The following is a 25,685-nucleotide window of genomic DNA, read 5'->3' as shown; positions in this document are numbered from 1 at the left end:
TGAGTATATCCTGGTGCTGTCACGTTCTATTAAGCTGTTTTTATTGTCTTTTTTATCTCTATCTGTTCAGTCGCATGTATATGCGCAAACGGATCAACATCTACAACAAAGGGTTGAAGAAGGCAGTTCTCGCTCAATGAATCAAGTATTAGGCGAGCCTAAGGTTGATGCAATTGAGATTATTGAAGTTACCGGCAGGTCATATCGTCGTGGTTTAAAATTAACACCTCCGGGTGAAGCTGTGATTACCATGAAAGAGGTTGAGGAGCAGCAGTCTTCACAATTTGCTGAGTTGGTCGATCAACTTCCCGGGGTTAACATTGATGGTGGAACCCGTTCTGGTGGCGAACGAATTAATGTTTGGGGCTTTGGCGCTGTGGAGGATTTGAACCTCTACTTAGATAATGCACCGTTGGGTTTTGAGCAATACCGCTATGGCTCTTTCTTTATCGACCCGGACCTAATTAAACAGGTTGAGGTGATTAAAGGGGCTCACGATGTTCGTTCAGGCAACGGCGGTTTTGGTGGCTCTATGTATGTAACCAGTAAAAGTGCGGAAGACTTTTTGGATACTGGAGAGCATTTTGGCGCAAGAGTTAAAGCAGGTTATAGCGATAATGACGATGAAAAGCGTAGTTTAGTGAGCTTATATGGTCAGTTTAACCGCCATCTGTCTGCCATTGTTAATTACACCTATCGAGACGCTAACGATACCACTTTAGGTAATGGAGTTTTGGGGGGGAATATTGCTGATGAGGGCGAGCCCGTTGAATATGATATGGGCAATGAAGCTAAATTTAGTTACTCAGGTTATCGTCAAAATAGCCTATTAGCGAAGTTAGATTTTGATTATGGTTCACATTTATTGTCTTTATCGATGACCGATTATACCGATGAAGGCCAAAAGCCGTGGGCTAATCGCCGTGGTCAAATGCCGAATATCAGTGATTACAATATTAAAAAGTATGGTGATTATAAAACAGCGCTTTACGCAACAACGGCTCACAATATTTACGAAGATACGAATTACTCGTTGAACTATCGTTATACACCAGACAATGATTTGATTGATACTCAGTTGGTCGTTTCAACCAGTGAGAATCAGCGTCATTGGGTACGCCCTGATATCGCATGGGAAAAGATGTATGTCTCGGTGGGTAACTTTGGCCATGAGTCTTGGCTCAACTACAAACGCTCTTTTGTCGATATCAATAACACCAGCTGGTTCGGCGACCACAGCTTATTAATCGGCTTGCAGTACTTAAGTTCAGACCGTGACTCTCTGGTTTATAATAAAACCTATGAGAAGAAAGAAGCGAAAAACTTTGGTCTGTATACGCCGTATTATCAGCCCAGCGGTAAGCAGCAAACCTCAAGCGTTTATGCCAAATTAAGTTACCAAGTTAATGATGCTCTAACGGTTAAACCATCCGTTAGATATGACTATATTCGTAGTGAAGGTAAGGGAAACTTGGCGTCTGATTATAATGATTTAGCCGCAGGCCATGACTACAGCGCAGTTTCACACTCGGGACTCTCACCGCGATTAGGTGTTCATTACGCCTTAACTGAACAGACCCAGCTCTACTTTGATTACGCCTATACATTACAGGCGCCAGTCATTGATGATATTTATACGGTGCAATATGCCAAGGCCAGTAAGGCTATCACCTCAAGCCGTGATCTAGAGGTTGAGCGTTTACACGCCTATAAGTTAGGGTTGACCCAGCTTAATCATGACTTGTTTGCTAATAGCGACACGTTATCAACTCAAATAACCTTGTACTACCACAAAGGCGAGAATGATGTGGCTAAGCGCTCTGGGGTTAACTCTGTAGAACAAGCTCAAGGCTACAACACCAATCTTGGCGGATACTACAATCAAGGTGTCGACTTGGTATTAAATTATCGCTACCAAGATCTATTCGCAGATTTAGACGCCTCTTATATAGAGGGCAAGCACGATGGCAGCTTAAAGGACTCAACGGGTGAAGATGAGTACCTGGCTGATTTAGCGCCGACCAATATTGGACTAAAGCTGGGATATTATCTGACGAGTGACGTAATGGTTGCTTGGCGTGGTAAGTGGTACGACAGTAAGTCTGAAGATGAGATGCCGACTAAAAGTAGCTTTAGAACGGATCAAGCCACTGATGCGTATTTCTTGCAGGACTTTTATGTGGCGTTTACTGGCGAGTCTGGCGCATTGGATAACTGGGAAGCCTACCTTACGGTCAAGAATATTACTAACCAGTACTACAAGCCTTACATGGCCGATGGCGTAGCGGCTGCTGGCAGAGATGTTCGCGTTAGTGTGGCGTATAAATTCTAGCGAAAGTATCGTTTTAGAGTGTGTTAAATAAAGGTCACATTAGTGGCCTTTATTGACTTTAATTGCGTCTTTAAAAAATAACCAATCGATTTGGCGGTTATCTTTTTGACAACTTGATGTAGACAAACAATGATAAAAAAATAATGCCACCGCCGATGAGCTTTTGTGTCTCTATAACCTCCCCAAGCACACTCATACTTAATATCAGTGTCCAGATAGGCTCCAAGATCATAATCAACGACGCCGTTTCAATTTTCACTGAAAACTGTCCGATGGTTTGCATGAGATAACGCAGGACAGTCGCGATCACTGTTGAAATAGCAAACCAGAATATAATATCGCGGTTGATCTCAAATGCTTCAGGGGAGGTTAATAAGACCGAAAATGCACCGCTAATGCCGACCATAAACAACTGTAAGCAGATAGAGGTCAGTGGATTGATGCTGGTTAGGATTTTTTTATTAAATACAAAATGCAGTGACAGTAACGCCGATGCTAGCAGGAAATACCATTGGCTAGGCTCTACCTGCCAACCATTGGCTAGTGTTAACAATGTCATGCCGCTAATGGCAATCGGTAAAGCTATCCAAAAGGCACGGTTCGGTCTTATTTGGAACAGTAACCATGAGGTGATTGGCGCAATAATCATCGCCAAACTCATAATGAAAGCCCCTTCCGCTAGCGTATTGGAGATAAATACTGCGTGTACCCACACTTGAACAGAGGCCGCTAAAATAAGTCCTACAGCACAAACTGAGGCAACTTGTTTAAGGGTAAGAGTGAGAATGCGTTGGTAACAGAATGGCAGTAAAATGAGACTGGCAAGTAGAAAACGTGCGGTGATGAACGTCTCACCAGGCACTTCTAAAATGATACGTTTTGAGGCTATCCAACCCACAGCTGCAAGCAAGGTCGCAAGCAACAATAATATCTCTCCACGCAGCGCTGGTATTCTCATTGTTATTCTTTCAGTTTCTGCTTCTTGAACAATATGTTGGGAGGTAACGTATTAACCCTACGAGCGCTATTCATCACAGTGCATAACCGTAGGGTATCGTTTGCAGACCTTGTGATAGATTATGGCTTCGGGAGATACTCTCTGGCCAATAATCTACAAGCGGTTTAGCTCGGATTGTACTCTATATAGTCCGTTAATCCTTGCTCTGTGCCACCAAACAGGGTATTTGGATCGTGAGGCGCTAATGGGTAGCCATTTTTAATACGATTTGGCAGATCCGGATTTGCCACAAATGGACGGCCAAAGCCAACCATATCGGTCACGCCATCTTCAATCGCTTTTGCCCCTTTATCACTGTTGTAACGACCCGCATAAATGAGCACACCTTGGTATGCAGCGCGCACTGCAGGTTTAAACTCTTTTGGAGTTTCAGGTGCATCGTCCCAGTCAACTTCTGCAATGTGGATGTAAACCACATTGAGTGTATTGAGCATTGCAGCAGCAGCAGTATAAGTTTCAACCGGTGTCGCATCAACAGTGCCGTTGAGTGAGGTGAATGGAGCAAGACGGACACCGACGCGATCGGCGCCAATAGCATCAGTCATCGCTGCAACAACTTCGGCCATAAAGCGTAATCTGTTTTCAATTGAACCACCGTACTCGTCGGTGCGAAGATTAGCTTCAGAATCAATAAACTGGTTGATCAAGTAACCATTTGCAGCGTGCAGTTCAATGCCATCAAAACCTGCTTCAATAGCATTGAGTGCCGCTTGACGATATTGACCAACGACCTGTTCAATATCGGCTTTAGTCATGGCGCGTGGCTCAACAACATCAACAAAGCCTGGTGCGTCAGTGCCATTATCGATAAATACTTTTACGTTTTTAGCTGCATGTGCTGAAGATGAAATAGGTTGCTCACCGCCAATGTTGTCAGGGTGAGTAACTCGGCCAACATGCCATAACTGCGCAAAAATCTTGCCCTCTTTAGCGTGCACTGCATCAGTCACTAGCTTCCAGCCGGTAATTTGCTCAGGGCTGTAAATACCAGGTGTCCATGCATAACCTTGACCATTTGCAGAAATTTGCGTGCCTTCGGCAACGATAAGTCCGGCAGATGCTCTTTGTGCATAATACTCAGCCATCATTTGGTTGGCGACATTACCAGGTTGGCTAGCGCGAGAGCGAGTCATCGGCGGCATAACAATACGGTTTTTTAGCGCAAGTTTACCCAGTTGGATTGGTTGAAATAGTGCATTAGTCATAGAGTTATTCTCCTGAAACTTGAATGAGTTCAATTTGGTAACCGTCTGGATCGGTTATGAAGGCGATATGAGTATTGCCGCCTTTTACGGGACCGGCTTCACGAGTGACATTGCCACCCAGTGCTTTAATCTTGGTACACGCGGCATAAATGTCTTCAACACCAAGTGCAATATGACCAAATGCGTTGCCCATCTCGTACTCATTAGTGTCCCAGTTAAAGGTCAGCTCAATCGTGGTGCTATCGGCTTGAGCCTCGTACCCGACAAAGACCAAGGTGTAGCGGTACTCACTGTTGTCTGTTCTTTCTAGTACTTTCATACCCAATACCTTGGTATAAAACTCGATGGATGTCTCAAGGTCTGTGACTCTTAACATGGTGTGTAAAAACTTCATATATTGCCTTTTGAAACGCCTCACCGAACTTGAACGTGAACAGTATGAGTTGCGCGGTTTGATGATTTATTTTCGATGTACAGAGTTTATAGCGAATTAATGTAAACATAAAATTATCAATAATTATTGATTTAATAATTATTTTTTATGAATATTGTTTTTGAATGGTTTGAATGGTTTGAATGGTTTGAATGGTTTGAATGGTTTGAATGGTTTGAATGGTTTGAATGGTTTGAATGGTTTGAATGGTTTGAAAGCGACAGTCAAATCAAACAGAAAAAGGCCATAGGTGGCCCATTCGTTAAAGGTGTGAGTCGTTTAATTTTTTTAGCCTAACCGTTTAGCTTACTCGTTGAAGCCAACCGCTTGATGTTATCGGTGCAGATAAAGACAGCCGAATTTATATCAGGCTGTTCGAAATATGGCTTAAATGCATTTCCAACTCATCTTCAGTTTTAGGAAGGCAGTTCAATTCAAAAGAGAGTGGCTTGCTACCATTGAGCATGAACACTGAGCTTGCGCCATGATCATAGTGGAACCATTTTCCATTGACACAAAGATCGGTATAACAATTTGGTAATAGTTCCATCGTGCACCTCTAAATGTTACGTTTCAGTTATTGTTAAAAGAGATAAAGTCATTAATTGCGTGAGCCTTGCGGTGTAACGGAAATCTACGTTTGTGACTTAGCTCACTCTTATATGACCTGAAAAGGCGTAGGCGCTCATTGATCTAAATCAAAGCCAATGTGATTAGCGATTCTGATGACGGATCTCAGCAACATTAAAATCTAATTGAATAGACTTTCACATTAAAAAAAGATGAAACGGTGTTGAGTGGTTGGCATCGTAGCGATATGTACTTCTTTACTGAGATTATTGCGCTACAGTTAGATTTGTCGCCATAAGTGGGGGCTTTAGCCTACGCTATTACAGCGGCTATTTAATTAAATGCCACTTATTCTACTTTGATCTGAGTCAACACGTTGCATGTCGAATCAATTCAATATTAGCGTATGGGATAATACTTATATAAGGGGGACGAGTGGCGGATGCAAAGCTTATTTTACTGCTAAAAACCTGTATTACTCTTGGCGTGCTACTCATCTTGCTGGGGATCTATTGCCATAACTTTAGTGCGTCAGTAGAGGCGATGGGAGTCAATGGCATCATTATCAGTGCAATGTGCATCGCTTTTGGTATGGTGCTGTCATTGCCAACAAAAATGTATCTGACGTTTATTCTCGTTAGAAGAGAATTAGAGCAGCAAAAGCAACAAGATTAGGCTTGTTTTGATTTATGAAATGGATCTAGCGTATACCACCTATGATAGAGCATAGGGCGTTATATCGGCTTTATGTTGAATGGGAGTAGATGAGCGATTAGTCGTAATAGTTTATCGTTGGCTCGTTTACTGAGCTGTAATACCACAGAAAACATCTGCAAAACTCACTGCAATCGCATCGACAATAGGTTCAAGATTTTTAATTATGAGAAAGACAAAAGGTGAACCTGATGGTTTGCCTTTTTGATCTAGTCTGAGCAATAAAGGGAAATGCTAGGCTTTAGAAAGCCAGATTCTAGGCATCATAGCTTAAATGCTTAAGGTCTAAATCTAGTCAGAGTTATCAGTATTTGTAGGTATAGCTCGCAACATAGTTCTGGCGACCATCACCAATATTTGCCTCAAGATCAAATGCATGGTGCTTGGTTAAGCTCCAGTAAAAAAACAGTCATACCGTGTCTAGACAGTTTATGATTGCTATTTTTTGCAGCTCTAACTGCGTTGTACCATTATCTAATTTTTCATCAATGTCATCGACAGCTTTTTTTAAATCATTAGTACGTTGGACAGCTTGCTCTTTTTCTAAAAAATATGGCAAGTCATTAGCAACGAGTAAGCTTTCAATTGAATTAAGTTCAGTTGATTGAGTAAAGAGATAAGCTAGGAAAAGGCAAGCTAGTAAAAGCTTTTTCAGAAGGTCCTGTTGCAAATAAAGTCAAATAGGTGAGGGGAGGAAACACTAATTGTTGATTAATTTGTTAAAAGGAAATGGCTGCTTCAGAACAAATATAGTGTAAACCTAGTATTTAACAAACCTGGCCCGCAGAGGGCATAGATAAGGCTTATAAGAGTCAGTTGACTGGTTAAGACGGTTATGTCTCTAGTCCAGCGAAGCTCTTTGGGGTTCTTATAAGCAAGCTTCATTCACGATATCAAAAGGTATTAGCAAATGTAGAAGGTCGTTAGTTATGTTATTTTTCCATTTACGAGACCTACGATTAACCACTGTCATTGGGTTAGTAGGTGTTAACAGGGACTGAGGTGCTTGTTGATGCATTCTGGTTGGTGAGCTATAGAGATGGCTTAGTGACCCAAATTTTTGACATCTTCAATAATAACCAAATTGTCTGCCTATATGTCATTAGCTGCAAGAACGATGCGATGTATTTAATACAAATCAAGTCATATAGTATAAAAATGTAATGGGGATCCCCTAGAGCAGTAGTTGTAATATGTTTTTACTAACGGATTATGCTGTGAGAGTAATAATGGATATGTTCCTATGCAGCGTATTTTAAGCATGTAATAACCTACTAAACGTTTAAAAAATATGAACAAAGCCTAATGATATTCCATATTGTATTTCTTTGTGCTCTTCAAGTTAACTCCAATTTACTTGATTTGTTCCACAAGTACTTATTTGTATTTTTTATGGATTACAATTTACAACTTTTTAATTAACCTCTCATAAAGTGACAGATAATTATTTATTTTTTGATGTAATTAATTCGTCAGTATAACGTTTTCTTAGTGATGTTTTAGATTACAAATTAGGGTGTTCTGAAAAGAAAACTTGATTATTGATAGCACTAAATTTTTGATTCCTTACTTTAGGTAATTATTATATTTGAAGTCAAATGACGACTATATCGAAATCCATTCTAAAACGGCAAGGTTAATGATAGAACGACTAATCGCTACAAATCCTAAGTGAAACGGTATGATGTGTTGTTGGAGAAGATAGTTGAGTTCAATGACCTGATCCAATGCAGTTGTATCGGACTGAATAAGTAACTTTATGCCTAATATTAATCTGTCTCAGCTTGTAGGCTTAGCTTTATCTGTTTGTTATCAATGATTTTATGGTGATTTATGTAACAGCATGTATTAGCTAGGCATGTTAGGTGGAACTTTGTACATAACTTGCCAATGTTGTCATATTTAATAATGTTTTACACTCAGTAATCAGTTAATTCTACCGAATGACTTACTGGTGAGAGTATGAAGAACGAGCAAGTAACAGGACTTTATTTTAATGAGAGCAACCATCGTATGTGGATTATGTATACACAGTTATACCCCGAACGTATCGATGGCGTAGACAGAGAACTATATGTGGGACTATTAAAACAATTAAGCAAAACTAATGGAACGCGTGATGACCTCTACCAATTACTCTTATTCAAAAGACAAGCAGAACCATGTGTTTTCGACGTTTTTGAAACATCTTCGTCAAAATAACGACCTGTCACAAGAGCAGCTATGTTTACACCTTAGGCAACACAGTAGTCTTTTTTATAACTTAGATACTATTACTGTTAGTCGCTGGGAGCGTGGTGTCAATATTCCATCTTTAGCTAAACAAGCCGAAATAGTTGAACTGTACGATAATGAACTCACTAGTATTTATAGCCGGGATAAACAGTTCTTAAAAGAGTGTAGCAATTTAGTGGCTATTCCTAATGCGCCGGAGATTAAATCAAGCCACCCCTATTACGCAAATGATGAGTATCAGATTAAAAATATTGATATTGAAGATGATAGTTTTTACTTAGTGCTAAAGATGATCCTACGTTATGAAGGTAATCCAAGTCTTAAATTAAAGCATCCTCTTGAAGATTTTTTTTGGTTGAAAAATGTAAAAATATCCATAGCAATCGCATTTAACGGTCAAATTGTTGGTCATGGTTTGTACCTTGAAACATCGGCTCAAAATTTTCTTGAACTAGTCAATATCAATAGTGATCTTAGTGAAATAGTGGCTAATTGCGATAAAAAAGATCGTGACGCAATGTTAGTTTTGTCCTCCGCAGGTGCAACTAAACAAGTTGAGAACAGCATCATGTCGACCTATATCAATCAATTTTCTCAGCAAAAATATCTACGCTACCTCTGCTTTAGCATCTGTGATGAAGGGTTCATCAAAAAACTAAACACGGCCAAGTTAGAGCCGTTTAAGGCAAGAAATATGGAATTTAACGACAGAATGATTGCTATTCACTCCTTTCTATTAAGTCGCTCTGAATTGATGGCGAATCGATTTTTACTCAAGCTGGCGGTGATATCGCCGAAGCGATTAGTCACCTTTCTTGGCAATGATGAACAAGGAGGTTGCTCATGAAGATACTTATTGTTGATGATCAGGCATTTGTAAGAGAAACAATAAAAAGCGAGTTTGCCCAAATAGCGCCTGAGGTGATTTTTGATTTCCATGAAGCAGATTGTGGTAATAAGGCAATCGAGATGCTTGAAAATAATAGCTTAAGTGATCTGCCAACTATCGAATTGGTGATTGCAGATCTGAAAATGGAAAATGGTGATGGTCTCGCCATTATCAACCATATGGCGACAACCCGTAGCCGTGAGATCCCAATAGCAATAGTCAGTTCTTCTGATAAACGAACACTTGAACTCATTGGTAATATTACTAACAGTTTTAGTTTAAATTTAGTCGGGGTATTTCAAAAACCGCTGGATATTAATGATATTTACGCTTCAATAGCAGCAAAAAAAGCCTTTCCACAAGAACCGGATATATCCGCAGACATCACGCCTATTTGTAATGAGGCGAACATCACTTCACTACTAAACGAAGAGAATTTGTTTCTGTGCTATCAACCAAAGATAAACATAAAGACAGGTGAACTAGTCGGTTTTGAGGTTTTGTCTCGGCTTTGCATTCAAGGTGATGGGTTTATCTATCCTGATAAATTCATCCCTTTGATTGAAAAGGCTGGCTTGAATTGTCAATTTACCAAGTTAGTGCTCAATCAGGCGTTATCGCAATGGCATCTATTTGAGAAACTTAAGAGCTATAGCTTATCCATTAATATTAGCGCTAATGATTTGTTATCTGATGACTTTATTAATTACGTAATTGATAAACATTTAACTAATTCTGATATTAAACTCATGCTCGAACTGACTGAGTCTCAACAAACGATCAATCAAGATCGCTCCTTACAGGCTATCGCTAAGTTGATTATTAATGACATTCCGATATCGCTAGATGACTTCGGTAAAAGCTATTCCACTTTTGATCGGCTAGACAGTATTCCATTTGATGAAATCAAAATTGATAAAGACTTTGTGTCAGACCTTGACGTCAATTTACAGCACCAAGCCATTGTTGAGTCTACGATTGCTTTAGCCCGTAAACTCAATGTCAAAGTTGTTGCTGAAGGCGTAGAAACCTTATCGGTACTAAAGCGACTACAAATGCTCGGATGTCATGTTGCACAAGGTTATTTCATCAGCCCCCCCATCGAAGGCCGCTATTTAATGGCTTGGATTAATGATTACAACCTACAACACGAGCGCCAATATGTCAGTTGCTAGCCAAGGGATTAAAACTAAACTCCGTACTTTCTTTGCTCATTTTAATGATGATAGTCGAAGTCACCTCTATGGTGTATTAGCATTAGAACTGGATAATCTGGCTTTTGAGACGAGTTTATTATCTAGCACTAATACCGTTAATATTTCGGCACAACTGCATAAGTACAAAGGGATATGTCGGTATTTGAAAATTCACAATGAAGCGCTATACAGCGATGAAACCAACAAAATTGAACTGCTCGGCAATATCACTTGTCTTCAAGGTTTACTTAAGGATATTGAAAGTGAAATTTAGTGGTCTTGCCCGCGTAGCCTTTGTCGTTGGGGTGTTAGGTACAATGCTGATTGATGTTGCGCTTTGGAATCATGGCCAAGGGGAAATGGCGAAGCAATACCAAAGTCGGGCTGATAAGCTGTACGATTCATCTAGAGACATGTTAATCCAGCACCGAATTATGATGGATGCACTTCGCTCGTTTTTTAATGCTTCTGATGAGGTCACTAATGCCGAGTTTACGCTCTTTGCTAAAGACTTACTGAAAATAAAATCGGCAATTGCATTTACGTTGGGTGCAGATTTAAAACCGAAATATATCTCCGACCCGGAATTTTATGATGTTATAAATTCCGGGCGTGTTCATACCGAACTTAACGACAAAATAACTTATGAGGTTGAAGATTTTGCCACAATAGTTATCAGTATTGATGAGCCTAAGCAACCCTATCTAGTTTATGCGGTTTCTCATAAAAGACTACAGCGAAAAATAGAAGAAAATATTGATGTTTGTGAGAGGTTTACGTTAGGCGATAGGACACTTAGCAATCTCGAATGTCAGCGCCATGAAGGCAGGTTTTTAGCCTCGTTACTTGGGTTTCATTCAGAGCAATTTGTTGATGTACCAGAATATAATACCAGCTATCGTTTGTCTGTTGATTACATGCCAACAAAGAAAGAGATGCTTGAAATAGCACAAATTTTAGTCGTATTTACATTGTTCGGATTGACGTTCTCACTGCTCGTTTCTTTGATGATTCAAAATCGTACCGATAAAGAAAAGCAGCGTATTGAGTCAAACTCTAAATTGGCATTATTGTCTACACTCAATCATGAGATTAGAACACCGATTAACGCTGTTTTAGGTTATGCCAATATGTTAAAGGCACAGGCTTGTTGTTCAATAAGTGGTAAAAATACCCTCGATAAAATCATCTGGTCAGCTAACTTACTTAATAGCGTTGCACAAAACACATTAACCTACAGTAAGGCTAGCTCAGGAACTTTAAAGCTGCATTATGAAGAGATTAACTTTCCCCAATTGCTGCACAATATTGACGATTATTATCGGGCGTTTAGTCATACACACAAAAAACACTTGGAAATGGAATTTTCTGGGGATATTCCTGAATTTATTCAATTAGATGATACTAAGTTTTTCCAGTTAACCACCAATTTTCTTAATAATGCCTTTAAGTACAGCAGTGGAGACCTTGTGATCTTTAATGTCAAAGTTAGTCCATTGCCACACCATTTAGTGGATACGTCAGAAAGGGGAAAAAAGCCTTTAGATGGCTTTGTTAGAGTTGCAGTTAAGGATTTTGGCAAAGGAATGTCAAAAGCATCAATGGAAGCAATAACAAAACCTTTTACCACAGATTTGAAATCGTCCTTGGCGCTTAAATCGGGCATTGGAATTGGCTTGTATACCTGTAAAAAAGTGATTGAGAGTGTGGGAGGTAGTATCAGAATCCGCAGTCGTAAAAATCAAGGCACTTTAGTTATCTTCCAATTTCCTTTTCGGCTAACTAATATGTCACATGGCCAAGAAAGTGTAGTCGACCCAATGGCCAAGCAGTACCATCCAAGTGTGAGTGTAACTGAGGCAAAGGAGACTCATCAGCTGGCCACAAATGCCAGAATTTACCAATCCAATGTAACCAACAGAAAGCAGGTATTACTCGTAGATGACAATCTTTTTAATTTAGAGGTCTGTAAGTCAATGCTCGAAAGTGATGGGTACATAGTCACAACAGCTAAAGATCGACGAGAATCAATTAGTGCATTAAATAACATTTATGCTGAAGCTCAGGAAGATAGTGAGGCCCCCTCTCTTATTGTATTAATGGATTACATGCTTGACGAAACTGATGGTTTAACACTGATATCGTCATTAAGATCGTTAGGTTTTCATCAGCCAAAGTATTTTATTCTCTCTGCCAATTGTAAAGATGAAATACCAAAGTCAGCTCTGTTTCCTGAGATTACTTTTTTACAAAAACCACTTGATATCAAAACGATAAGAGCGCTAAATGACCCGAGTTTTCTCAAGCTATTTTGAAGTTAAAGCTAACTAGATAATATCTAGAGTTTCTCGCACTAGTTGGACGTTTTATTCATACCAATTCAAATGTTATCTTGAAAAGGAATAGCTCTGTAAGTTGTTGGTTTTGCCGGGCTTAGTGGTGGGGTTGATGGCTTTCCATGGTCTGTAAAGTCCGCCTCCTATAGTATTAAGGTCACTGCTATTAGCTCTTATATGAAGAGCCTGAAATATCTGACATTCGTCGTGGGCAGACATTATCGATAACCTCTTTTTTCAGATTGTTCGATAACCATGCTTTACTTCTATTTTAAGCTACTACTTTACATTTCAGTGGGTAGGTTAACCCATTCTCTTGAAATCATTGATGAATAAATATTGTTGGAGTTTTTTTGAATAATACTAGAGGCAGCCTGTTTATGGTTGCAGCAATGGCAGCGTTTTCCATAGAGGACATGCTGATTAAAGCGGCCGCTGAGACAACATCTCTTGGGCTTATTTTGGCGCTATTTGGCCTTGGTGGCATGTTGATTTTTATATTGTTGACGTACCGGCAAGGGCAGCGTGTTATTCATCCTGCTATATTATCTAAAGCAGTATTAATGCGGGCTGTCTGTGAGATTGTTGGGCGGTTTTGTTTTGCCTTAGCGATTACATTAACGCCTCTATCGAGTGCATCGGCGATCTTGCAAGCGACTCCCCTAATTGCAATGATAGGCGCAGCGCTACTATTTGGCGAGCAAGTGGGGGTTAAGCGTTGGCTTGCTGTGCTGGTCGGATTTATTGGAGTGTTAATGATTATTCGTCCAGGCCTTGCAGGATTTGAGGCGGCGTCTTTATTTGCGGTAGTGTCAACTTTAGGCTTTGCTGGTCGAGATTTGGCAACTCGTGCTGCGCCGCCAGTTTTATCCAACTTACAGCTTGGAGTGTATGGCTTTTTCGTGTTGATCCCGACAGGTTTAGTCATGCTGATATATCAAAATGAACCGCTTCAAATCAATGGTACTGCAACGATACAGATTTTAGGGGCGATAGTGTTTGGGGTGATGGCATACAATGCATTGACCATCGCGATGCGTGCGGGTGACGTGTCTGTTATTGCTCCTTTTCGTTACACCCGTTTACTGTTTGCTTTGGCGTTAGGCATTTTTGTATTTGGCGAGTCGCCCGATCTGCTGACTCTATTGGGCAGTTTACTGATTGTTGCCAGCGGCGCTTACACGCTTATGCAAACGCGAAGTGTGTTGAAAACGAATACAGCGTAATAGCGTGTTAAATGTACTGCGTAGATCTGCATGCGAGTAGTGAAAAGATCTGCTTCTTATTCAGGAGCTATGCGGCAGCAGTTAAATATAACCACTGCCGCATTTAATGACTTGATCGCTTACTTTTAAGTATAACGTTAAGGCTGTTTTTTTAGCACGTCATCTATGTCTGCTGCGCTATGACGCTCGACGAGTTGCTCCCATTCTTCACCCCAAGTACGGTTAACTATTTGGCCCCGCTTAACGGCACTGCGCTGGCTAATCTGTTTGGCCCAGCGCTGAACGTGTGTGTAGCTCGAGACATCAAGGAATTCTGCTGCATCATAAATATTACCGAGTACTAGGCTGCCGTACCAAGGCCATATTGCCATGTCGGCAATACTATATTCATCACCCGCGATGTATTCATTGTTTGCCAGTTGTTTGTCGAGTACATCCAGTTGGCGTTTGGTTTCCATAGTGAACCGGTTGATTGGGTATTCGAATTTTTCGGGTGCATAAGCATAAAAGTGTCCAAAACCACCGCCAAGATAAGGCGCTGAACCTTGCAACCAAAATAACCAGTTCATGGTCTCTGTGCGCGCTGCAATGTTACTCGGTAGGAAATGGCCAAACTTCTCTGCAAGGTACAACAAAATACTGGCTGACTCGAATATTCTGATGGGGCTCTCACCAGAATGATCAACTAAGGCGGGGATTTTGGAGTTTGGGTTAATATCGACAAAGCCGGAAGAGAACTGATCGCCTTCACCAATATTAATCAGATAGGCATCGTATTCCGCTTCGGTAACCCCTTTAGCTAATAACTCTTCCAGCATAATAGTGACCTTTTGGCCATTAGGCGTTGCCAGCGAGTGCAGTTGCAGCGGCTGCTTACCGACTGGAAGATCGTGCTGATGTCTGGTACCTGAATCCGGTCTGTTGATGCTTGCCCATTGGCCACCATTCTCGCTATCCATTGTCCAAATGTTTGCCGGTGTATATTCTTTGCTCATAAAGTTTCCTATTGGTTTAGTCACTATTACTTATCGATATGGGGCTGATTATCTAGATTAAAACCTTTGTGGGTAGAACTGTTGGTAATGAGAAAGTATTACATCGTCTAACTTAAATATCGGTCGGTGGGGGGATTAAACATAAGCACTTTTTAATCATCTTGCTAGTGGTAGGCTCAGCTTTAAGCCTACCACTTATTTGACGGTGTTAAGCCAAACTCAAATAAATGGCAGCGCCACTGGCGATGAGCGCGAGTAATGGCAACGCACTTTGAAGCATTTTAGTTTGTAACAAATTCCGATGTTTCTCTGTGCAGTACAGTGTGTTTTGGGTTTCAGTTATGGCATCGGTTAACTGAGTCACTTTTGCATCGGCATTCTGTATACCTTGACTCATTTCAGCAGTGATTAGCTTTAGCTGTGCCATTGCCTGAGTTTGAGACTGAAACGCTTGTGTCATTTGCTCTTTGTTTGATTGAAGTGACAAGCCCATTTCACTGCTGCTCTGCTTAAGTTGTTCAATGGCTTGAGCTTGAGATTGAAGCGTTTGTATCATGTGCTCTTTGTCTAACTGGAGTGATTGAATTTGCGCTGTTAAGTGGTGTATCACTTTGTCTTGTGACATGTCTTTTTGCTGTTTAGCGACACTTTTTTGCTGTAATTCAACAATCAATTGTTGACGGTTATCCGCGCCTCGAATGATTTTTTGTGAGGTTTTATCAAGGTGGGCAATCTTTGCGCTTTGTTCGCTATCAAGGATCTCTTTGACCTCGACAAAGTCATCAAGCTGGGTCAGTTTCCGTTCATGGTTTTCTATCTGTTCCGATTGCGCCAGTTGATAACTGACCTGCTGCTCGATTTTAGTGACTATCGCGATCGCCGCGTCTTTTTGGTTGGAGTCTAATGTAAGATCATCTTCTTTCAGTCGAGTCATTTTCTCAACCAGTGCTTGATGAAACTCCTTTAAAAAGCCATTTTTTATGTTTTGCACTTTAAGGACGATCGTTAAAATGCTTTGAGTGACCTCTAAACTGGCACCAAGATTTTCGATCATCGCGGCGAGATCTTTATCATTGCGGCCTGAAATACTCCCTAGCGCAGTCCCCCAAAAGCCTTTTTCACTTATTTGAGTTGCTAGCTTTTGCACATCTTTGGTGGTTTTTAAGGCTGAGGTTAATTTGCCGAGATTACCTTCAAAGTCTTGATAGAAGGCTTGGTACTCTTTTCGTTCGATTAATGTTTGCTTGGTGGTTACTAACGTCACTATTTTGTTCCTAAGGTAATACTGTTTAGTCTGTCTTCAATGCTAAAAGGGCTGATGGCTTGATGCTGCTTGAGTGTTGCAGTCTGCACTTTTAAATCAACAATCAGCTCTTTGGATGACCGCAAGTAATCTTCTAATCCATTGACTAAAAACATACTTTTTTCAGCGTTACTGACCAGCTGCTCACAGGCACTGACTTGTTGTTGGTAAGATAGTTGGCTGGTAAATTTAAAGTCGATAATTTTTTCGACAATTAATGGGATAATCCCTGAAAGATAGTGGCTTGAAATACCAAAACCAATCGCTGCAATAGTGGCTGCCAAATAGGGGGCGAATGGCGTAATGGCTGGAAATAGCGCGATAAGATTGGCTTCAATTATCGGATCTAATGCATCCCAAATAACAAGACAGCCACTGGTAATAATGGTTTCTGAAATTTTTTGAATCAACTCCGCTTTGGAAAGGGTTTTCGCGCCTTTATAGAGTTGCCATGCGGCGTAACCAAGGTCAAAAATGTTACGTGCCAGTTGGTACACCTTGCGTATTGCACTGGCAAAAGCATTAATGATGAATTCAAAAATGCCTTTGAGCAAGGTTCCTGGGTGCTTAACGATATTCTCAATGACATGCCAAATTTTACTGAATAGGCGTTTGATGCGTATTTTCAGTTTGTCTTCGCCACCACCGACGATATCAACTAACTCATCTTTGAGGGCTTTAAGGCAAGCTGTGATTAAGTTTTCAAGTACTGACCAGCCGACGTTACTGGCGGCTTCCTTTGCTGCGCCAGCGGCTAAACTCGCAGTACTGCCAGAGGCATCTTTCATCTTCTTGGCTTCAATGTTTGAGCGTGTGCCTTGCTCCTGCAGTAACTCTTCGCGTGCATTGACCTCTGGAGCTGCCTCTTTAATTAGGTGAGCTTCAATGGCGGCTGCCGTTTCTTTTGATTCACAGCTGATAAATTTTACCGTGCAGCCCTCTGTTAGCTGGCTACTCAATTTGTATTGCTCGCCACTGTCGAGTTTTTGTTTGTTTTCATTGAGGTGGCCAGCGTGCCAACGGCGACGAATGTTAGTGCTATCGCCGACATAAACTGCAGAGTTGTTTTTGTCATAAACAACATAAACTCCGGGAGTCGAAGGCACTTGGTGTAAACCTTCCGCAATACCATTTCTAACGGTGAACTGACCATCGAACTGCATATCTGATAGTGATGATATGCCGTGCGATAGGCTTTTAGCGATCATCTCTTTCCACGCCACACCACGATTGGCAACAGCCATCACAGAGTCGCTAGAGGTGGCGCTTAATGTGTCGGAAATTGAGGTGCTAATCGTTGCCTTATGACTATTGGGTAAGGAGTTGTTTTTGTTTCTGGCACCACCGACAAGCTTACGTGTGACATTATCTATTGCCTTATCAACAATGGCGTTAGAAAGTGGCGATAAAGTATGTGTGGTATCGGGAATGGGAGAGTCATTCACTTTGTAAATCCTTGCTATACGCTTGGCGTGTGCTCGGCTTGCCTTGGCAAGTTAGCGGGAATGGCTGTTATTGACTGGTCATAAAGTGCGTGTATTGCTTGAATCCTGCGGTAAGTAAGCTTCAGGTATCGTGATGAGCGATAACGAGGATTTTAGGCAGCGAAGCACGTACTATATTAATTGAGTCTTAACATGATGAATTGAAACTAACATATTGTATTTACTTGAAATAGAGTGTTAGCTCTCATTATGAAGTTAAGCTTAATCGTTTGCTTGTTTTTAGTGCTGTTATCGCTAATAAAGGAAACAATAAGGGGCTTGTCATTTAACCGCTAACAAAGAAGGCCTCTGTCATCAGGCCTTCGCTTATATCGTGATGATTGTTTAAGTTAGTCTATCTTGTCGTAATAACGCGGCTAAATGGCAGATATTAGCGACTGTATCTATTATTTTTCCGCTCCATAAACCGTGCACCAGTCATTTTTCATATCAATTAGGTGCCAGTTGCTTTTTTGTTTGGCTTCATCGAGCGCTTTGTCTAAACGGCCGACCGATGAGTCACGGTCATACTGCCATTCACGCTCGCTATCAGTATGATGCACTATCATCGCCATACTCGGACTATTTTGGCTGGTACTCCATTGCAACATGGCATGATCGCCATCGGAGTTACCAACTGCCAGTATGGGTTTTTTACCAATAATACGTTGAATATTTTCAACCTTTACCTGCTTATCATTATTAGACACTAGCGTGCCGTTTTTAACGAGAAGGGTATCACCGTCGATTTTCACGACATCATAGCCAAAGCTGCTACCAATGACATTCTCTGCCGGTATGCCATAAGCTTGCTCTGTCCAGGCTCGCATAAAATCAGTACCACCACCGGATACAATATAGTTAGTAAATCCATTTTCCTTTAGGTAATCCAACATCTCTTTCATTGGTTGATAGGTTAGGTCAATGTAGGCACGGTTGAAGCGCTGATCTTTGCTCTTGGTCACCCATGTATTGACTATCTGCTGGAACGCCTCAACAGTGACCCCTGTATGCGTAGCTTGGAGCAACTCAAGTAATGCATGGTGATCGGCTTTCATCAGCGATTCTAGATCGTCTTCGAGTACCCATTTAAAGGGCGTTTTTGTTTTCCATTCGGGGTTGTTTTTGGCCTGGCCTTTTATTTGCTCTATGGTAAACACTAGCTGATAGTACATCGGTTTTTCAGACCACAAGGTGCCGTCGTTATCAAACACGGCGATACGATCTTTTACTGCTACATACTGTGGACTTTTAGGATCCGTAACCTCTTTTACAAAGGTCTCGATTGCAGTTCGGCGCTCACTTTGCGACCATGACTTCAGGGCTCTGTCACTTGATTGGCAACTCATGGCTAGGGCGGGGGCAGACGAGAGTGCTAGCATAACAACCAAAGATAGAGATTGAAGTTTCATAAAGTAACCCTTTATTTTGATGGAATATCAGTTAAACAAAAAAATCAGCTAAAAATAACAGGTAAAAACCCTCGTTTTATGATGAAACTAAAGCTCTAATTCGAAATTAAATCAAGTAGCTTGAGAGCTTTATTTAAAACTCAGCCGCTATTGTTATGCAACTCAGTTTAAATCCTTTGTCAGTAGCGCTAAAATAGTCACAATATCGCACTATAAGCGTGGCTACTGAGATCGGTTGCCTACGTAAAAATGAAGAGAGTATAAAGATGAATGATGAACAAAGTGTTATCGATAGCTTAGCTAAACTAGAACAATTTCTGCTGTCAGTGGAAAATGGTGGTTTAGGTCTTGCAGGGATCGAGGGCGTTGGTATGGCTACCAATAACGCCGACGGTCGCCATTTTGTTGCGGTCTTCGATAATAAGCACAAATTATTGCATGCGCGCTGGATAACCGATGAGATTTTTGCAACGGGCAAAGATATGGTGGGCAATGGCGTAAAAGGAAAGCACTAAACGCTTTTATTTTTTAAAATATTTATAAAAAATGCAGTTCAGCGAACTGAACTGCATTAATTTCAAGTAGATTAAACAGTGTTAGCTATTTGCCTACATTACCAAATACGTACACGCTCATCTTCTGCTAAATAAAGTGCATCGCCTGGTTTAACGTCAAATGCTTTGTACCAAGCATCGTGGTTGCGAGGTGCTTGAGCACGATATCGCCCTGGAGCATGTGTACCAGCTCGAAGCTGATTAAGCATGCTTTGCTCGGTACGTTTTTCTTTCCAGACTTGTGCCCACGCAAGGAAGAAGCGTTGATCGCCAGTGACGCCGTCGATTACCGGTGCTTCTTTACCATTAAGGCTAAGCTTATATGCGTGGTACGCCATAGAAAGGCCGCCTACATCACCAATGTTCTCGCCTAAGCTGTTACGACCATTAACGAAATTTTCAGGGATAGGCTCATACTGACTGTATTGAGCTGCTAGTTGATCTGCTTTGGCATCAAATGCGGCGCGATCTGCATCAGTCCACCAATTGCGTTGAATACCATTAGCATCAGATTTAGAGCCCTGATCATCAAATCCGTGGCCCATCTCATGGCCGATAACAGCACCAATACCGCCATAGTTCACGGCAGGATCGGCATTTGGGTCGAAGAACGGAGGTTGTAGAATCGCCGCTGGGAATACAATCTCGTTAAACGAGCTATTGTAATAGGCGTTAACACGTTGCGGTGTCATGCCCCAGCGATTACGGTCAGTTTTCTGTAGTTCTTTAGCCACACTATCAGCTTTAAAGTACTCACGTAAATTGTGAAGGTTACCCACTAGATCTGTCTTTGTCAGGGCTAAACCCTCAAATTCTTGCCAAACATCAGGGTAACCAATTTTAGGGGTGAAAGCGGCAAGCTTGGCGTGGGCATTTACTTTTGTTTCTGCACCCATCCAGTCAAGGCCATCAATACGTTGGCCCATTGCAGTGCGCAAATTCTCAACTAGCGCTGACATTTGCTGCTTAGATGATTCAGGGAAGTAACGTGCTACGTATACTTTACCAATGGCAAAGCCTAATGACTGCGTGCCTGACATTTCAGATACCGCACGTTTCCAACGAGGACGAGGCTCCTCTTGTCCGCTTAACTCTTTGCCGTAAAAAGCAAAGTTAGCAGCGTAGATATCTTCAGATAACACATCAGCGTTGTTACTCACTGTATGAAAAGTAAGGTAGTCTTGCCAAACCTTGAGCGACTCGCTGTTAACTAAGCCAATCATGGTTTTCACTGGATCTGGTTGTGAGATATTCAACTGAGGAACCTTGTATCCCGTTTCTGCAAAATACATATCCCAATCAAAACCTGGATACTCTTTAGCAAGATCTGGGCGCTTAACTTGGTTTAAGGTTAAATCACGGTTTCGACGTTTCTCTCGTGGCCACTGCCCTTCAGCCATCTTGGTTTCAAGTGCCAGGATAGCTTCTGCACGATCTTCGGTATCTTTAACGCCTGCAAATGCCAGCATCTCTGCGATGTGATTGACGTAAGCAGTACGAATTTTTACAAAACGTTCGCTGTCTTCAAGGTAATATGAACGGTCTGGTAAACCTAGGCCGCCAGCGCCAATAGACATTTCGTATTGATTTGGGTCGAGGCGGTTAAACCACATCCCACCTGAAATAGGTGACGTTGCGCCAGTAAGCCATGCTTGGCCAAAGACCTTGGTTAGATCATCCGTTGTTTTTATCGCCGCGATCTGATCAAGTGTGCCTTGAATTGGGGTTATGCCCAATTTATTAATGGTGTCGGTGTCCATGTATGACTGGTAAAAGTCGGCAATTAATTGCTCTTCAGCATTGAGATCGCTACGACTGGCAATATCATCGATAATCTCTTTAACTTGTGTTTCGCTGCGCTCAGCAAGACCGGTGAATGCACCATAGCGTGTCTTGTCTGCCGGCATGATGTAATTGTCATACCAGGTGCCGCTGGCATACATAAAAAAGTCATCACCAGGTTTGACGGCTTCATTACGCGCTGATAACTCAACGCCAAAGCTACCTAGCTCTGCTTTGTTTGCTGTTGTCTTAGTGACTTCTGTTGTTGCTTTGCTGTTGTTAACATCCGAAGTACCGCAGCCGCCTAAAAAGGCAGTGGCTAGGGCAATAGCAATTAGTGATTTTTTCATTATTTTATGCTCTTCCTTGCTGAAGTTATTATAATTTTTTAGCGATTCTATCTTCTATAAATGGCATAAAATGTCAACTGCGCAATTGTTAGCAAAGTTATAATGAGAGGCTATTTTAGGTCTTAATGCACTCTATCTGCTTTAGTCAGTTTTCTTCCATCACGAATATTAAGTGACATTAAGGTCAGGTTTAGACGGCGAAGATTAGACTGTACTGTTGCATCAAACTCCGTTAATTCATTATCGATTAAAACGAGATCCGTTAGTGCTGACATGTAACGAATTTCATCGACGTGAGTTATTTGCTTACTTACCAACGCAGCTGAGTTCAGTAATCTTTGATTGTTCTGTAATGCCGGTTTGTGCAATACATTGTGCAAACTTTGGATCCTTAAATTGAATATCGTTGACATTTTTTGGTGAAAGGGCGCAGCCACTTAATGCAGGCAGCGTCATGCCTAGTATGTTGATGGTTAACTTCGATCATGTCATAACATAACTTCTATTTCCCTTAGTGGTTGCAGTGCACCTTCATCTAACCAGTAATTCTATTTATGCTATAAAAAACAAAGGGGAATTAACATAAAGTTATTTTTATTCAATCAATAATTGCAATGTTTTAGGCATTTTTAGAACTGTTGATGCTTTACGGGGAAAAGTGAGTTAGTGATGAACATGTGGTGGCGGGAGATTGGTTAAGCACCTATAAAAAATGCCATACAATACGATTAGGTATGTATGGCATTCTAGTCAATACACTGATGAGAAGTCGCTGGTTAAATGATCGTCATCACGTCTTTTGAAGCCAATCGTGATTTTGGCAAGTTAGCATTATAATCTTCATCTGGGTGGTGATAACCGATGGCTAACGCCACTTCACAGACATAACCGCCCAGTTCATCTTTAAATATTTCACCGATAAGCTCGCTATCAACACCTTCCATCGGTGTTGAATCGATACCAAGACGGGCGAGAGCATGCATCGTATTACCTACGGCTAAGTATGTTTGCGACTTAGTCCAAGCTTCATTGTTACCTTTTTCGTCAGTGTTGAGTGATACAAAGGCAAAGCCGCCAAACGCTTGCTCTCTATCTTCAGGTTTAGTACGACCATCTTCGATCCCCTTATCAACCACTTTAGCGTAATCCTCACGAGTGTAGCTTGGATTGTGTGCAAACAAGATGACATGCGATGCTGACTTTATATGTGGTTGGTTAAACTGGAATTTATTGGCAAAGGTGTCATGCATGCGCTGCTTTGCTTGATCACTCTCAATGACGATGAATTTCCAAGGTTGAGAGTTAATTGAAGATGCTGATAGGCGCATTGCTTCATAAATTACATCAAGATCTGTTTGCGGAATACGCTTTGACGCATCGTATTTCTTAGCTGTGTAACGCTTGTCTAAATCGGTAATGATAGGGTGAGTCATGAAATTTTCCTTTTGATGCGAGTGTTATTGGACTGGCACCATTAATATTGTTTGTAAGTTGGGATTAAAACGCACATCAGCCAATTTTAGTCATTTCATTTATGCTAAATAGCTCAACGCGGCCTTCTGTGGCGGCGATGTAATCAGCTAGGTGACTATTTGCTAGATGTGCTTGTAATTGTTCACGTGATTGCCAGTTCTCATAAAACACAAAGTGGGCAGGGTTTTCATTGTCCTGGTGTAAGTCATAGTTGATGCAACCTGCTTCAGCGCGGGTAATGTCAATAAGCTTGATTAACTCAGCTTTGACGAATTCAATGCTGTCTATTTTGGCGATGATGTTAGCGACGATAGTGAGGTTGGCCATGCTGAACTCCTGTGTTTAAGTCTAACTGTCTTCTTGGCAATGCATTTGGTACGTGCTTTCTATGCGGTGCATAGTAGCGCTAACGATTCAAAACAAAAACAGCTTAGCTTTTGAATTATTATCAATAAAAAATTGATAATGTGCCTATTTGCAACCAACGCTATTTAAATTTAAAAATGGGTATTACTTGAGGATAGCTAAATCAGAGGATTTATCTGCTAAGTCTGACCATAAAATTAGCTGTGATGTCTGTAGGTGAGGGTTAAGAAAATTGACGCTGTAGGCAAACTCGTCAGTAAACGGATCCGCTAGTTATGAATAGAAATCTCAGTAACAGTATGAAAACGAGGCCTTATAAGGCCCCGCTTTGTTAACCACTTTTTATTAAAGGAATCGATGCATAATATCTATGTTATTTATTAGATTCAGCGTCAGCTTCAGCTTCAGCTCTAATATCCATAATTGGCATTACGCCGTTACCCATCATGGTACTTGGCAGTCTTCCATCCCAAGCTTGCGCTTCGGTTAACTTTACAATCAGCGGGTTATTTTTGAGCGCTTTAGCTTTTGCTTCAATCGCCTGTGCCTCAGCTAAACCTTTGAGTAATATTGCTTTAGATTCAGCTTCGGCAATTTTCAAAATCCCTTTTGCCTGAGCATCTGCAGTATTTACTGCTCGCAGTGCTTCTAAACGTTGACGCTCAAGCTTATGCTCCTCTGCTGCTGCAAGGTTTTTCTCAGTTTGCTTTATCTCTATCGAGTTGATGTATTTTTGCGGCAAGATAATATTCTCAATTTGAATATTATCAACCACGACTGGAAAGCCTTCCATCTCTTCAGCCAAGCGCTTCTCTATACCTCGTATCGCACTGGCTCTGTCTTGAATCAGTTGCTCTGCTTCAAATTGAGGAATGGTATCTTTTGTCGCTGAGCGAAAACGTGGGTCGAGAATACGTTGTTCAAACTGGGTTAAGCCGCCATAACGTTTAAATAGCTCTAAAGCAGCTTCTTTGTTAACGGTCCAGTTAACCGAAACCTCAATCGTGACGGGCATCTGCTCTTTAGTGCTTGATGCCATTTTTTCGGCATTTTTACGGGTACGAACTTCGATCAGCTCAACGGTTTCGATAAATGGGATCTTGAAGTGTAAGCCTGGATTTTGTTGTTCTTTCGCTTCTCCGAAGCGCTTAACAACACCCACATGCCCTTCAATTACAATAAAGTAAGAGTTAAATAAGGCAATGATAATGAGCAGTATTGGTAGAGATTTTACTATTGAAATTGATTTTAAAAATGCAAGTGGTGATGGTTTTAACAGCGACATGTTAGGTATCCTTTCTTAATATGCGCGGCAAAGATACCAGTTAACTCTATGCTATGAAACATTTGTTTGTTTTAGGTTGCCAAAGTGTGGTGTTAATTTGCAACTGCAATAAAAAAGGCCAAGTTACTTACCCTTGGCCTTAATCGTTATTTGGCTAATCTAAGCTCGCAGTACGTTAGCGCCGATGCATCATACCTAGCTTAGCGAAACACTACTTGTTTGATAAACGCATATATAACGAGTCTTTTAATTCAGCTCGGTCATGCTTTAGTTGGTGCATGGATTCATCATCTATTGGTGCGCCATTTAATTCCAGCACTCGGATCTCTTTATCCAATGCGTTGTAGTGTTTGGCATCTTTATTAAATGCTGCATCACTTTTACACCGTTCCATAATAATAGCGTGGTGCTCAGGAAACTCATGGAGCAGAGAATGATCTTCGCCTAACATAAAAACCCCTTAATCTTGTATGAGTAAATACAACCTTAACCGGTTAAGTAAAGTCAATTGTTTGATTAAATTCAAG

Annotated in this window: 24 protein-coding genes; 9 read left to right on the top strand and 15 right to left on the bottom strand. The window is 41.1% G+C overall.

Annotation, left to right across the window (positions count from 1 at the left end):
• Nucleotides 1–43: 43 nt before the first annotated feature.
• Complete coding sequence (locus tag CXF83_RS18670; protein ID WP_232775145.1) at nucleotides 44–2,332, top strand: TonB-dependent receptor domain-containing protein; 2,289 nt, start codon at nucleotides 44–46, stop codon at nucleotides 2,330–2,332.
• A gap of 97 nt (nucleotides 2,333–2,429) precedes the next feature.
• Here the strand turns inward: CXF83_RS18670 and CXF83_RS18665 are convergent, their stop codons facing one another.
• From CXF83_RS18665 to gloA, 3 genes are all read right to left on the bottom strand, one after another.
• Entirely contained in the window at nucleotides 2,430–3,290 is an 861-nt protein-coding gene (locus tag CXF83_RS18665; protein ID WP_101093041.1) for a DMT family transporter, read from the bottom strand.
• A 164-nt stretch (nucleotides 3,291–3,454) separates the two neighbouring features.
• Entirely contained in the window at nucleotides 3,455–4,555 is a 1,101-nt protein-coding gene (locus CXF83_RS18660) for an alkene reductase (RefSeq protein WP_101093039.1), read from the bottom strand.
• A 4-nt stretch (nucleotides 4,556–4,559) separates the two neighbouring features.
• A complete protein-coding gene (gene gloA / locus CXF83_RS18655) occupies nucleotides 4,560–4,949 on the bottom strand; it encodes a lactoylglutathione lyase (RefSeq protein WP_101093037.1) in 390 nt (129 codons plus the stop codon).
• Between the two features lie 147 nt (nucleotides 4,950–5,096).
• Between gloA and CXF83_RS22575 the strand changes: the two genes are divergently transcribed.
• Nucleotides 5,097–5,285, top strand: coding sequence for a hypothetical protein (locus tag CXF83_RS22575; RefSeq protein WP_157822940.1), 189 nt, complete (start codon nucleotides 5,097–5,099; stop codon nucleotides 5,283–5,285).
• Between the two features lie 64 nt (nucleotides 5,286–5,349).
• Here the strand turns inward: CXF83_RS22575 and CXF83_RS18645 are convergent, their stop codons facing one another.
• Nucleotides 5,350–5,538: a hypothetical protein gene (locus CXF83_RS18645; RefSeq protein WP_101093035.1), complete on the bottom strand. Its 189-nt coding sequence runs from the start codon at nucleotides 5,536–5,538 to the stop codon at nucleotides 5,350–5,352.
• Nucleotides 5,539–5,993: 455 nt separating this feature from the next.
• On the opposite strand from CXF83_RS18645, the gene CXF83_RS18640 reads away from it, so the two are divergent.
• Nucleotides 5,994–6,233: a hypothetical protein gene (locus CXF83_RS18640; protein WP_101093033.1), complete on the top strand. Its 240-nt coding sequence runs from the start codon at nucleotides 5,994–5,996 to the stop codon at nucleotides 6,231–6,233.
• 448 nt (nucleotides 6,234–6,681) lie between these two features.
• On the opposite strand, the gene CXF83_RS18635 is transcribed toward CXF83_RS18640, so the two are convergent.
• The gene (locus tag CXF83_RS18635) at nucleotides 6,682–6,942 is read right to left on the bottom strand and encodes a hypothetical protein (RefSeq protein WP_101093031.1); all 261 of its coding nucleotides are present in this window, start codon (nucleotides 6,940–6,942) and stop codon (nucleotides 6,682–6,684) included.
• Nucleotides 6,943–8,391: 1,449 nt separating this feature from the next.
• On the opposite strand from CXF83_RS18635, the gene CXF83_RS18630 reads away from it, so the two are divergent.
• The 5 genes from CXF83_RS18630 (at nucleotide 8,392) to CXF83_RS18610 (ending at nucleotide 14,154) form a co-directional block, all read left to right on the top strand.
• Nucleotides 8,392–9,354, top strand: a complete 963-nt coding sequence (locus tag CXF83_RS18630) for a helix-turn-helix domain-containing protein (RefSeq protein ID WP_198553555.1) — start codon at nucleotides 8,392–8,394, stop codon at nucleotides 9,352–9,354.
• Nucleotides 9,351–10,571: an EAL domain-containing response regulator gene (locus tag CXF83_RS18625; RefSeq protein WP_101093027.1), complete on the top strand. Its 1,221-nt coding sequence runs from the start codon at nucleotides 9,351–9,353 to the stop codon at nucleotides 10,569–10,571. The genes CXF83_RS18630 and CXF83_RS18625 overlap by 4 nt, the downstream gene beginning before the upstream one ends.
• Complete coding sequence (locus CXF83_RS18620; protein ID WP_101093025.1) at nucleotides 10,558–10,866, top strand: hypothetical protein; 309 nt, start codon at nucleotides 10,558–10,560, stop codon at nucleotides 10,864–10,866. The genes CXF83_RS18625 and CXF83_RS18620 overlap by 14 nt, the downstream gene beginning before the upstream one ends.
• A complete protein-coding gene (locus CXF83_RS18615; protein ID WP_101093023.1) occupies nucleotides 10,856–12,907 on the top strand; it encodes a hybrid sensor histidine kinase/response regulator in 2,052 nt (683 codons plus the stop codon). Before CXF83_RS18620 ends, CXF83_RS18615 begins: the two co-directional genes overlap by 11 nt.
• A 374-nt stretch (nucleotides 12,908–13,281) precedes the next feature.
• The gene (locus CXF83_RS18610) at nucleotides 13,282–14,154 is read left to right on the top strand and encodes a DMT family transporter (protein WP_232775144.1); all 873 of its coding nucleotides are present in this window, start codon (nucleotides 13,282–13,284) and stop codon (nucleotides 14,152–14,154) included.
• 137 nt (nucleotides 14,155–14,291) lie between these two features.
• Here the strand turns inward: CXF83_RS18610 and yghU are convergent, their stop codons facing one another.
• The 4 genes from yghU to CXF83_RS18590 form a co-directional block, all read right to left on the bottom strand.
• Nucleotides 14,292–15,149: a glutathione-dependent disulfide-bond oxidoreductase gene (yghU, locus tag CXF83_RS18605; RefSeq protein WP_101093021.1), complete on the bottom strand. Its 858-nt coding sequence runs from the start codon at nucleotides 15,147–15,149 to the stop codon at nucleotides 14,292–14,294.
• Nucleotides 15,150–15,357: 208 nt separating this feature from the next.
• Nucleotides 15,358–16,413 carry a hypothetical protein gene (locus CXF83_RS18600; protein WP_101093020.1) on the bottom strand — a complete coding sequence of 352 codons (1,056 nt, stop codon included), beginning with the start codon at nucleotides 16,411–16,413 and terminating at the stop codon, nucleotides 15,358–15,360.
• Complete coding sequence (locus tag CXF83_RS18595) at nucleotides 16,413–17,897, bottom strand: GIY-YIG nuclease family protein (protein WP_101093018.1); 1,485 nt, start codon at nucleotides 17,895–17,897, stop codon at nucleotides 16,413–16,415. The genes CXF83_RS18600 and CXF83_RS18595 overlap by 1 nt, the downstream gene beginning before the upstream one ends.
• 446 nt (nucleotides 17,898–18,343) lie before the next feature.
• Nucleotides 18,344–19,348: an HAD family hydrolase gene (locus tag CXF83_RS18590; RefSeq protein ID WP_101093016.1), complete on the bottom strand. Its 1,005-nt coding sequence runs from the start codon at nucleotides 19,346–19,348 to the stop codon at nucleotides 18,344–18,346.
• A gap of 266 nt (nucleotides 19,349–19,614) precedes the next feature.
• Between CXF83_RS18590 and CXF83_RS18585 the strand changes: the two genes are divergently transcribed.
• On the top strand, nucleotides 19,615–19,863 hold the full coding sequence (locus CXF83_RS18585; protein ID WP_101093014.1) for a hypothetical protein: 249 nt from the start codon (nucleotides 19,615–19,617) through the stop codon (nucleotides 19,861–19,863).
• 98 nt (nucleotides 19,864–19,961) lie between these two features.
• Here CXF83_RS18585 and CXF83_RS18580 read toward each other — a convergent pair whose 3' ends face one another.
• The 6 genes from CXF83_RS18580 to CXF83_RS18555 form a co-directional block, all read right to left on the bottom strand.
• Nucleotides 19,962–22,034 carry a M13 family metallopeptidase gene (locus CXF83_RS18580; RefSeq protein ID WP_101093013.1) on the bottom strand — a complete coding sequence of 691 codons (2,073 nt, stop codon included), beginning with the start codon at nucleotides 22,032–22,034 and terminating at the stop codon, nucleotides 19,962–19,964.
• A gap of 122 nt (nucleotides 22,035–22,156) precedes the next feature.
• On the bottom strand, nucleotides 22,157–22,414 hold the full coding sequence (locus tag CXF83_RS18575; protein ID WP_101093011.1) for a hypothetical protein: 258 nt from the start codon (nucleotides 22,412–22,414) through the stop codon (nucleotides 22,157–22,159).
• Between the two features lie 396 nt (nucleotides 22,415–22,810).
• Complete coding sequence (locus CXF83_RS18570; protein WP_101093009.1) at nucleotides 22,811–23,467, bottom strand: NAD(P)H-dependent oxidoreductase; 657 nt, start codon at nucleotides 23,465–23,467, stop codon at nucleotides 22,811–22,813.
• 76 nt (nucleotides 23,468–23,543) lie between these two features.
• Nucleotides 23,544–23,834, bottom strand: a complete 291-nt coding sequence (locus tag CXF83_RS18565) for a putative quinol monooxygenase (RefSeq protein ID WP_101093007.1) — start codon at nucleotides 23,832–23,834, stop codon at nucleotides 23,544–23,546.
• 412 nt (nucleotides 23,835–24,246) lie between these two features.
• Nucleotides 24,247–25,158 (bottom strand): prohibitin family protein, encoded by a 912-nt coding sequence (locus CXF83_RS18560; RefSeq protein WP_101093005.1) that lies wholly within the window; start codon nucleotides 25,156–25,158, stop codon nucleotides 24,247–24,249.
• A 211-nt stretch (nucleotides 25,159–25,369) separates the two neighbouring features.
• Nucleotides 25,370–25,609 carry a YdcH family protein gene (locus CXF83_RS18555; protein ID WP_101093003.1) on the bottom strand — a complete coding sequence of 80 codons (240 nt, stop codon included), beginning with the start codon at nucleotides 25,607–25,609 and terminating at the stop codon, nucleotides 25,370–25,372.
• Nucleotides 25,610–25,685 lie beyond the last annotated feature (76 nt).

The organism is Shewanella sp. Choline-02u-19 (assembly GCF_002836205.1).
Taxonomy (GTDB): domain Bacteria; phylum Pseudomonadota; class Gammaproteobacteria; order Enterobacterales; family Shewanellaceae; genus Shewanella.
This window is presented reverse-complemented; position numbering and strand designations above follow the sequence as displayed.

Coding starts and splice junctions, on each gene's coding strand:
- CXF83_RS18645 (WP_101093035.1), bottom strand. CDS start 5,538: ATGGAACTATTACCAAATTGTTATACCGATCTTTGTGTCAATGGAAAA.
- CXF83_RS18620 (WP_101093025.1), top strand. CDS start 10,558: ATGTCAGTTGCTAGCCAAGGGATTAAAACTAAACTCCGTACTTTCTTT.
- CXF83_RS18660 (WP_101093039.1), bottom strand. CDS start 4,555: ATGACTAATGCACTATTTCAACCAATCCAACTGGGTAAACTTGCGCTA.
- yghU (WP_101093021.1), bottom strand. CDS start 15,149: ATGAGCAAAGAATATACACCGGCAAACATTTGGACAATGGATAGCGAG.
- CXF83_RS18555 (WP_101093003.1), bottom strand. CDS start 25,609: ATGTTAGGCGAAGATCATTCTCTGCTCCATGAGTTTCCTGAGCACCAC.
- CXF83_RS22575 (WP_157822940.1), top strand. CDS start 5,097: ATGAATATTGTTTTTGAATGGTTTGAATGGTTTGAATGGTTTGAATGG.
- CXF83_RS18580 (WP_101093013.1), bottom strand. CDS start 22,034: ATGAAAAAATCACTAATTGCTATTGCCCTAGCCACTGCCTTTTTAGGC.
- CXF83_RS18565 (WP_101093007.1), bottom strand. CDS start 23,834: ATGGCCAACCTCACTATCGTCGCTAACATCATCGCCAAAATAGACAGC.
- CXF83_RS18630 (WP_198553555.1), top strand. CDS start 8,392: ATGACCTCTACCAATTACTCTTATTCAAAAGACAAGCAGAACCATGTG.
- gloA (WP_101093037.1), bottom strand. CDS start 4,949: ATGAAGTTTTTACACACCATGTTAAGAGTCACAGACCTTGAGACATCC.
- CXF83_RS18590 (WP_101093016.1), bottom strand. CDS start 19,348: ATGAAACTTCAATCTCTATCTTTGGTTGTTATGCTAGCACTCTCGTCT.
- CXF83_RS18665 (WP_101093041.1), bottom strand. CDS start 3,290: ATGAGAATACCAGCGCTGCGTGGAGAGATATTATTGTTGCTTGCGACC.
- CXF83_RS18625 (WP_101093027.1), top strand. CDS start 9,351: ATGAAGATACTTATTGTTGATGATCAGGCATTTGTAAGAGAAACAATA.
- CXF83_RS18570 (WP_101093009.1), bottom strand. CDS start 23,467: ATGACTCACCCTATCATTACCGATTTAGACAAGCGTTACACAGCTAAG.
- CXF83_RS18585 (WP_101093014.1), top strand. CDS start 19,615: ATGAATGATGAACAAAGTGTTATCGATAGCTTAGCTAAACTAGAACAA.
- CXF83_RS18560 (WP_101093005.1), bottom strand. CDS start 25,158: ATGTCGCTGTTAAAACCATCACCACTTGCATTTTTAAAATCAATTTCA.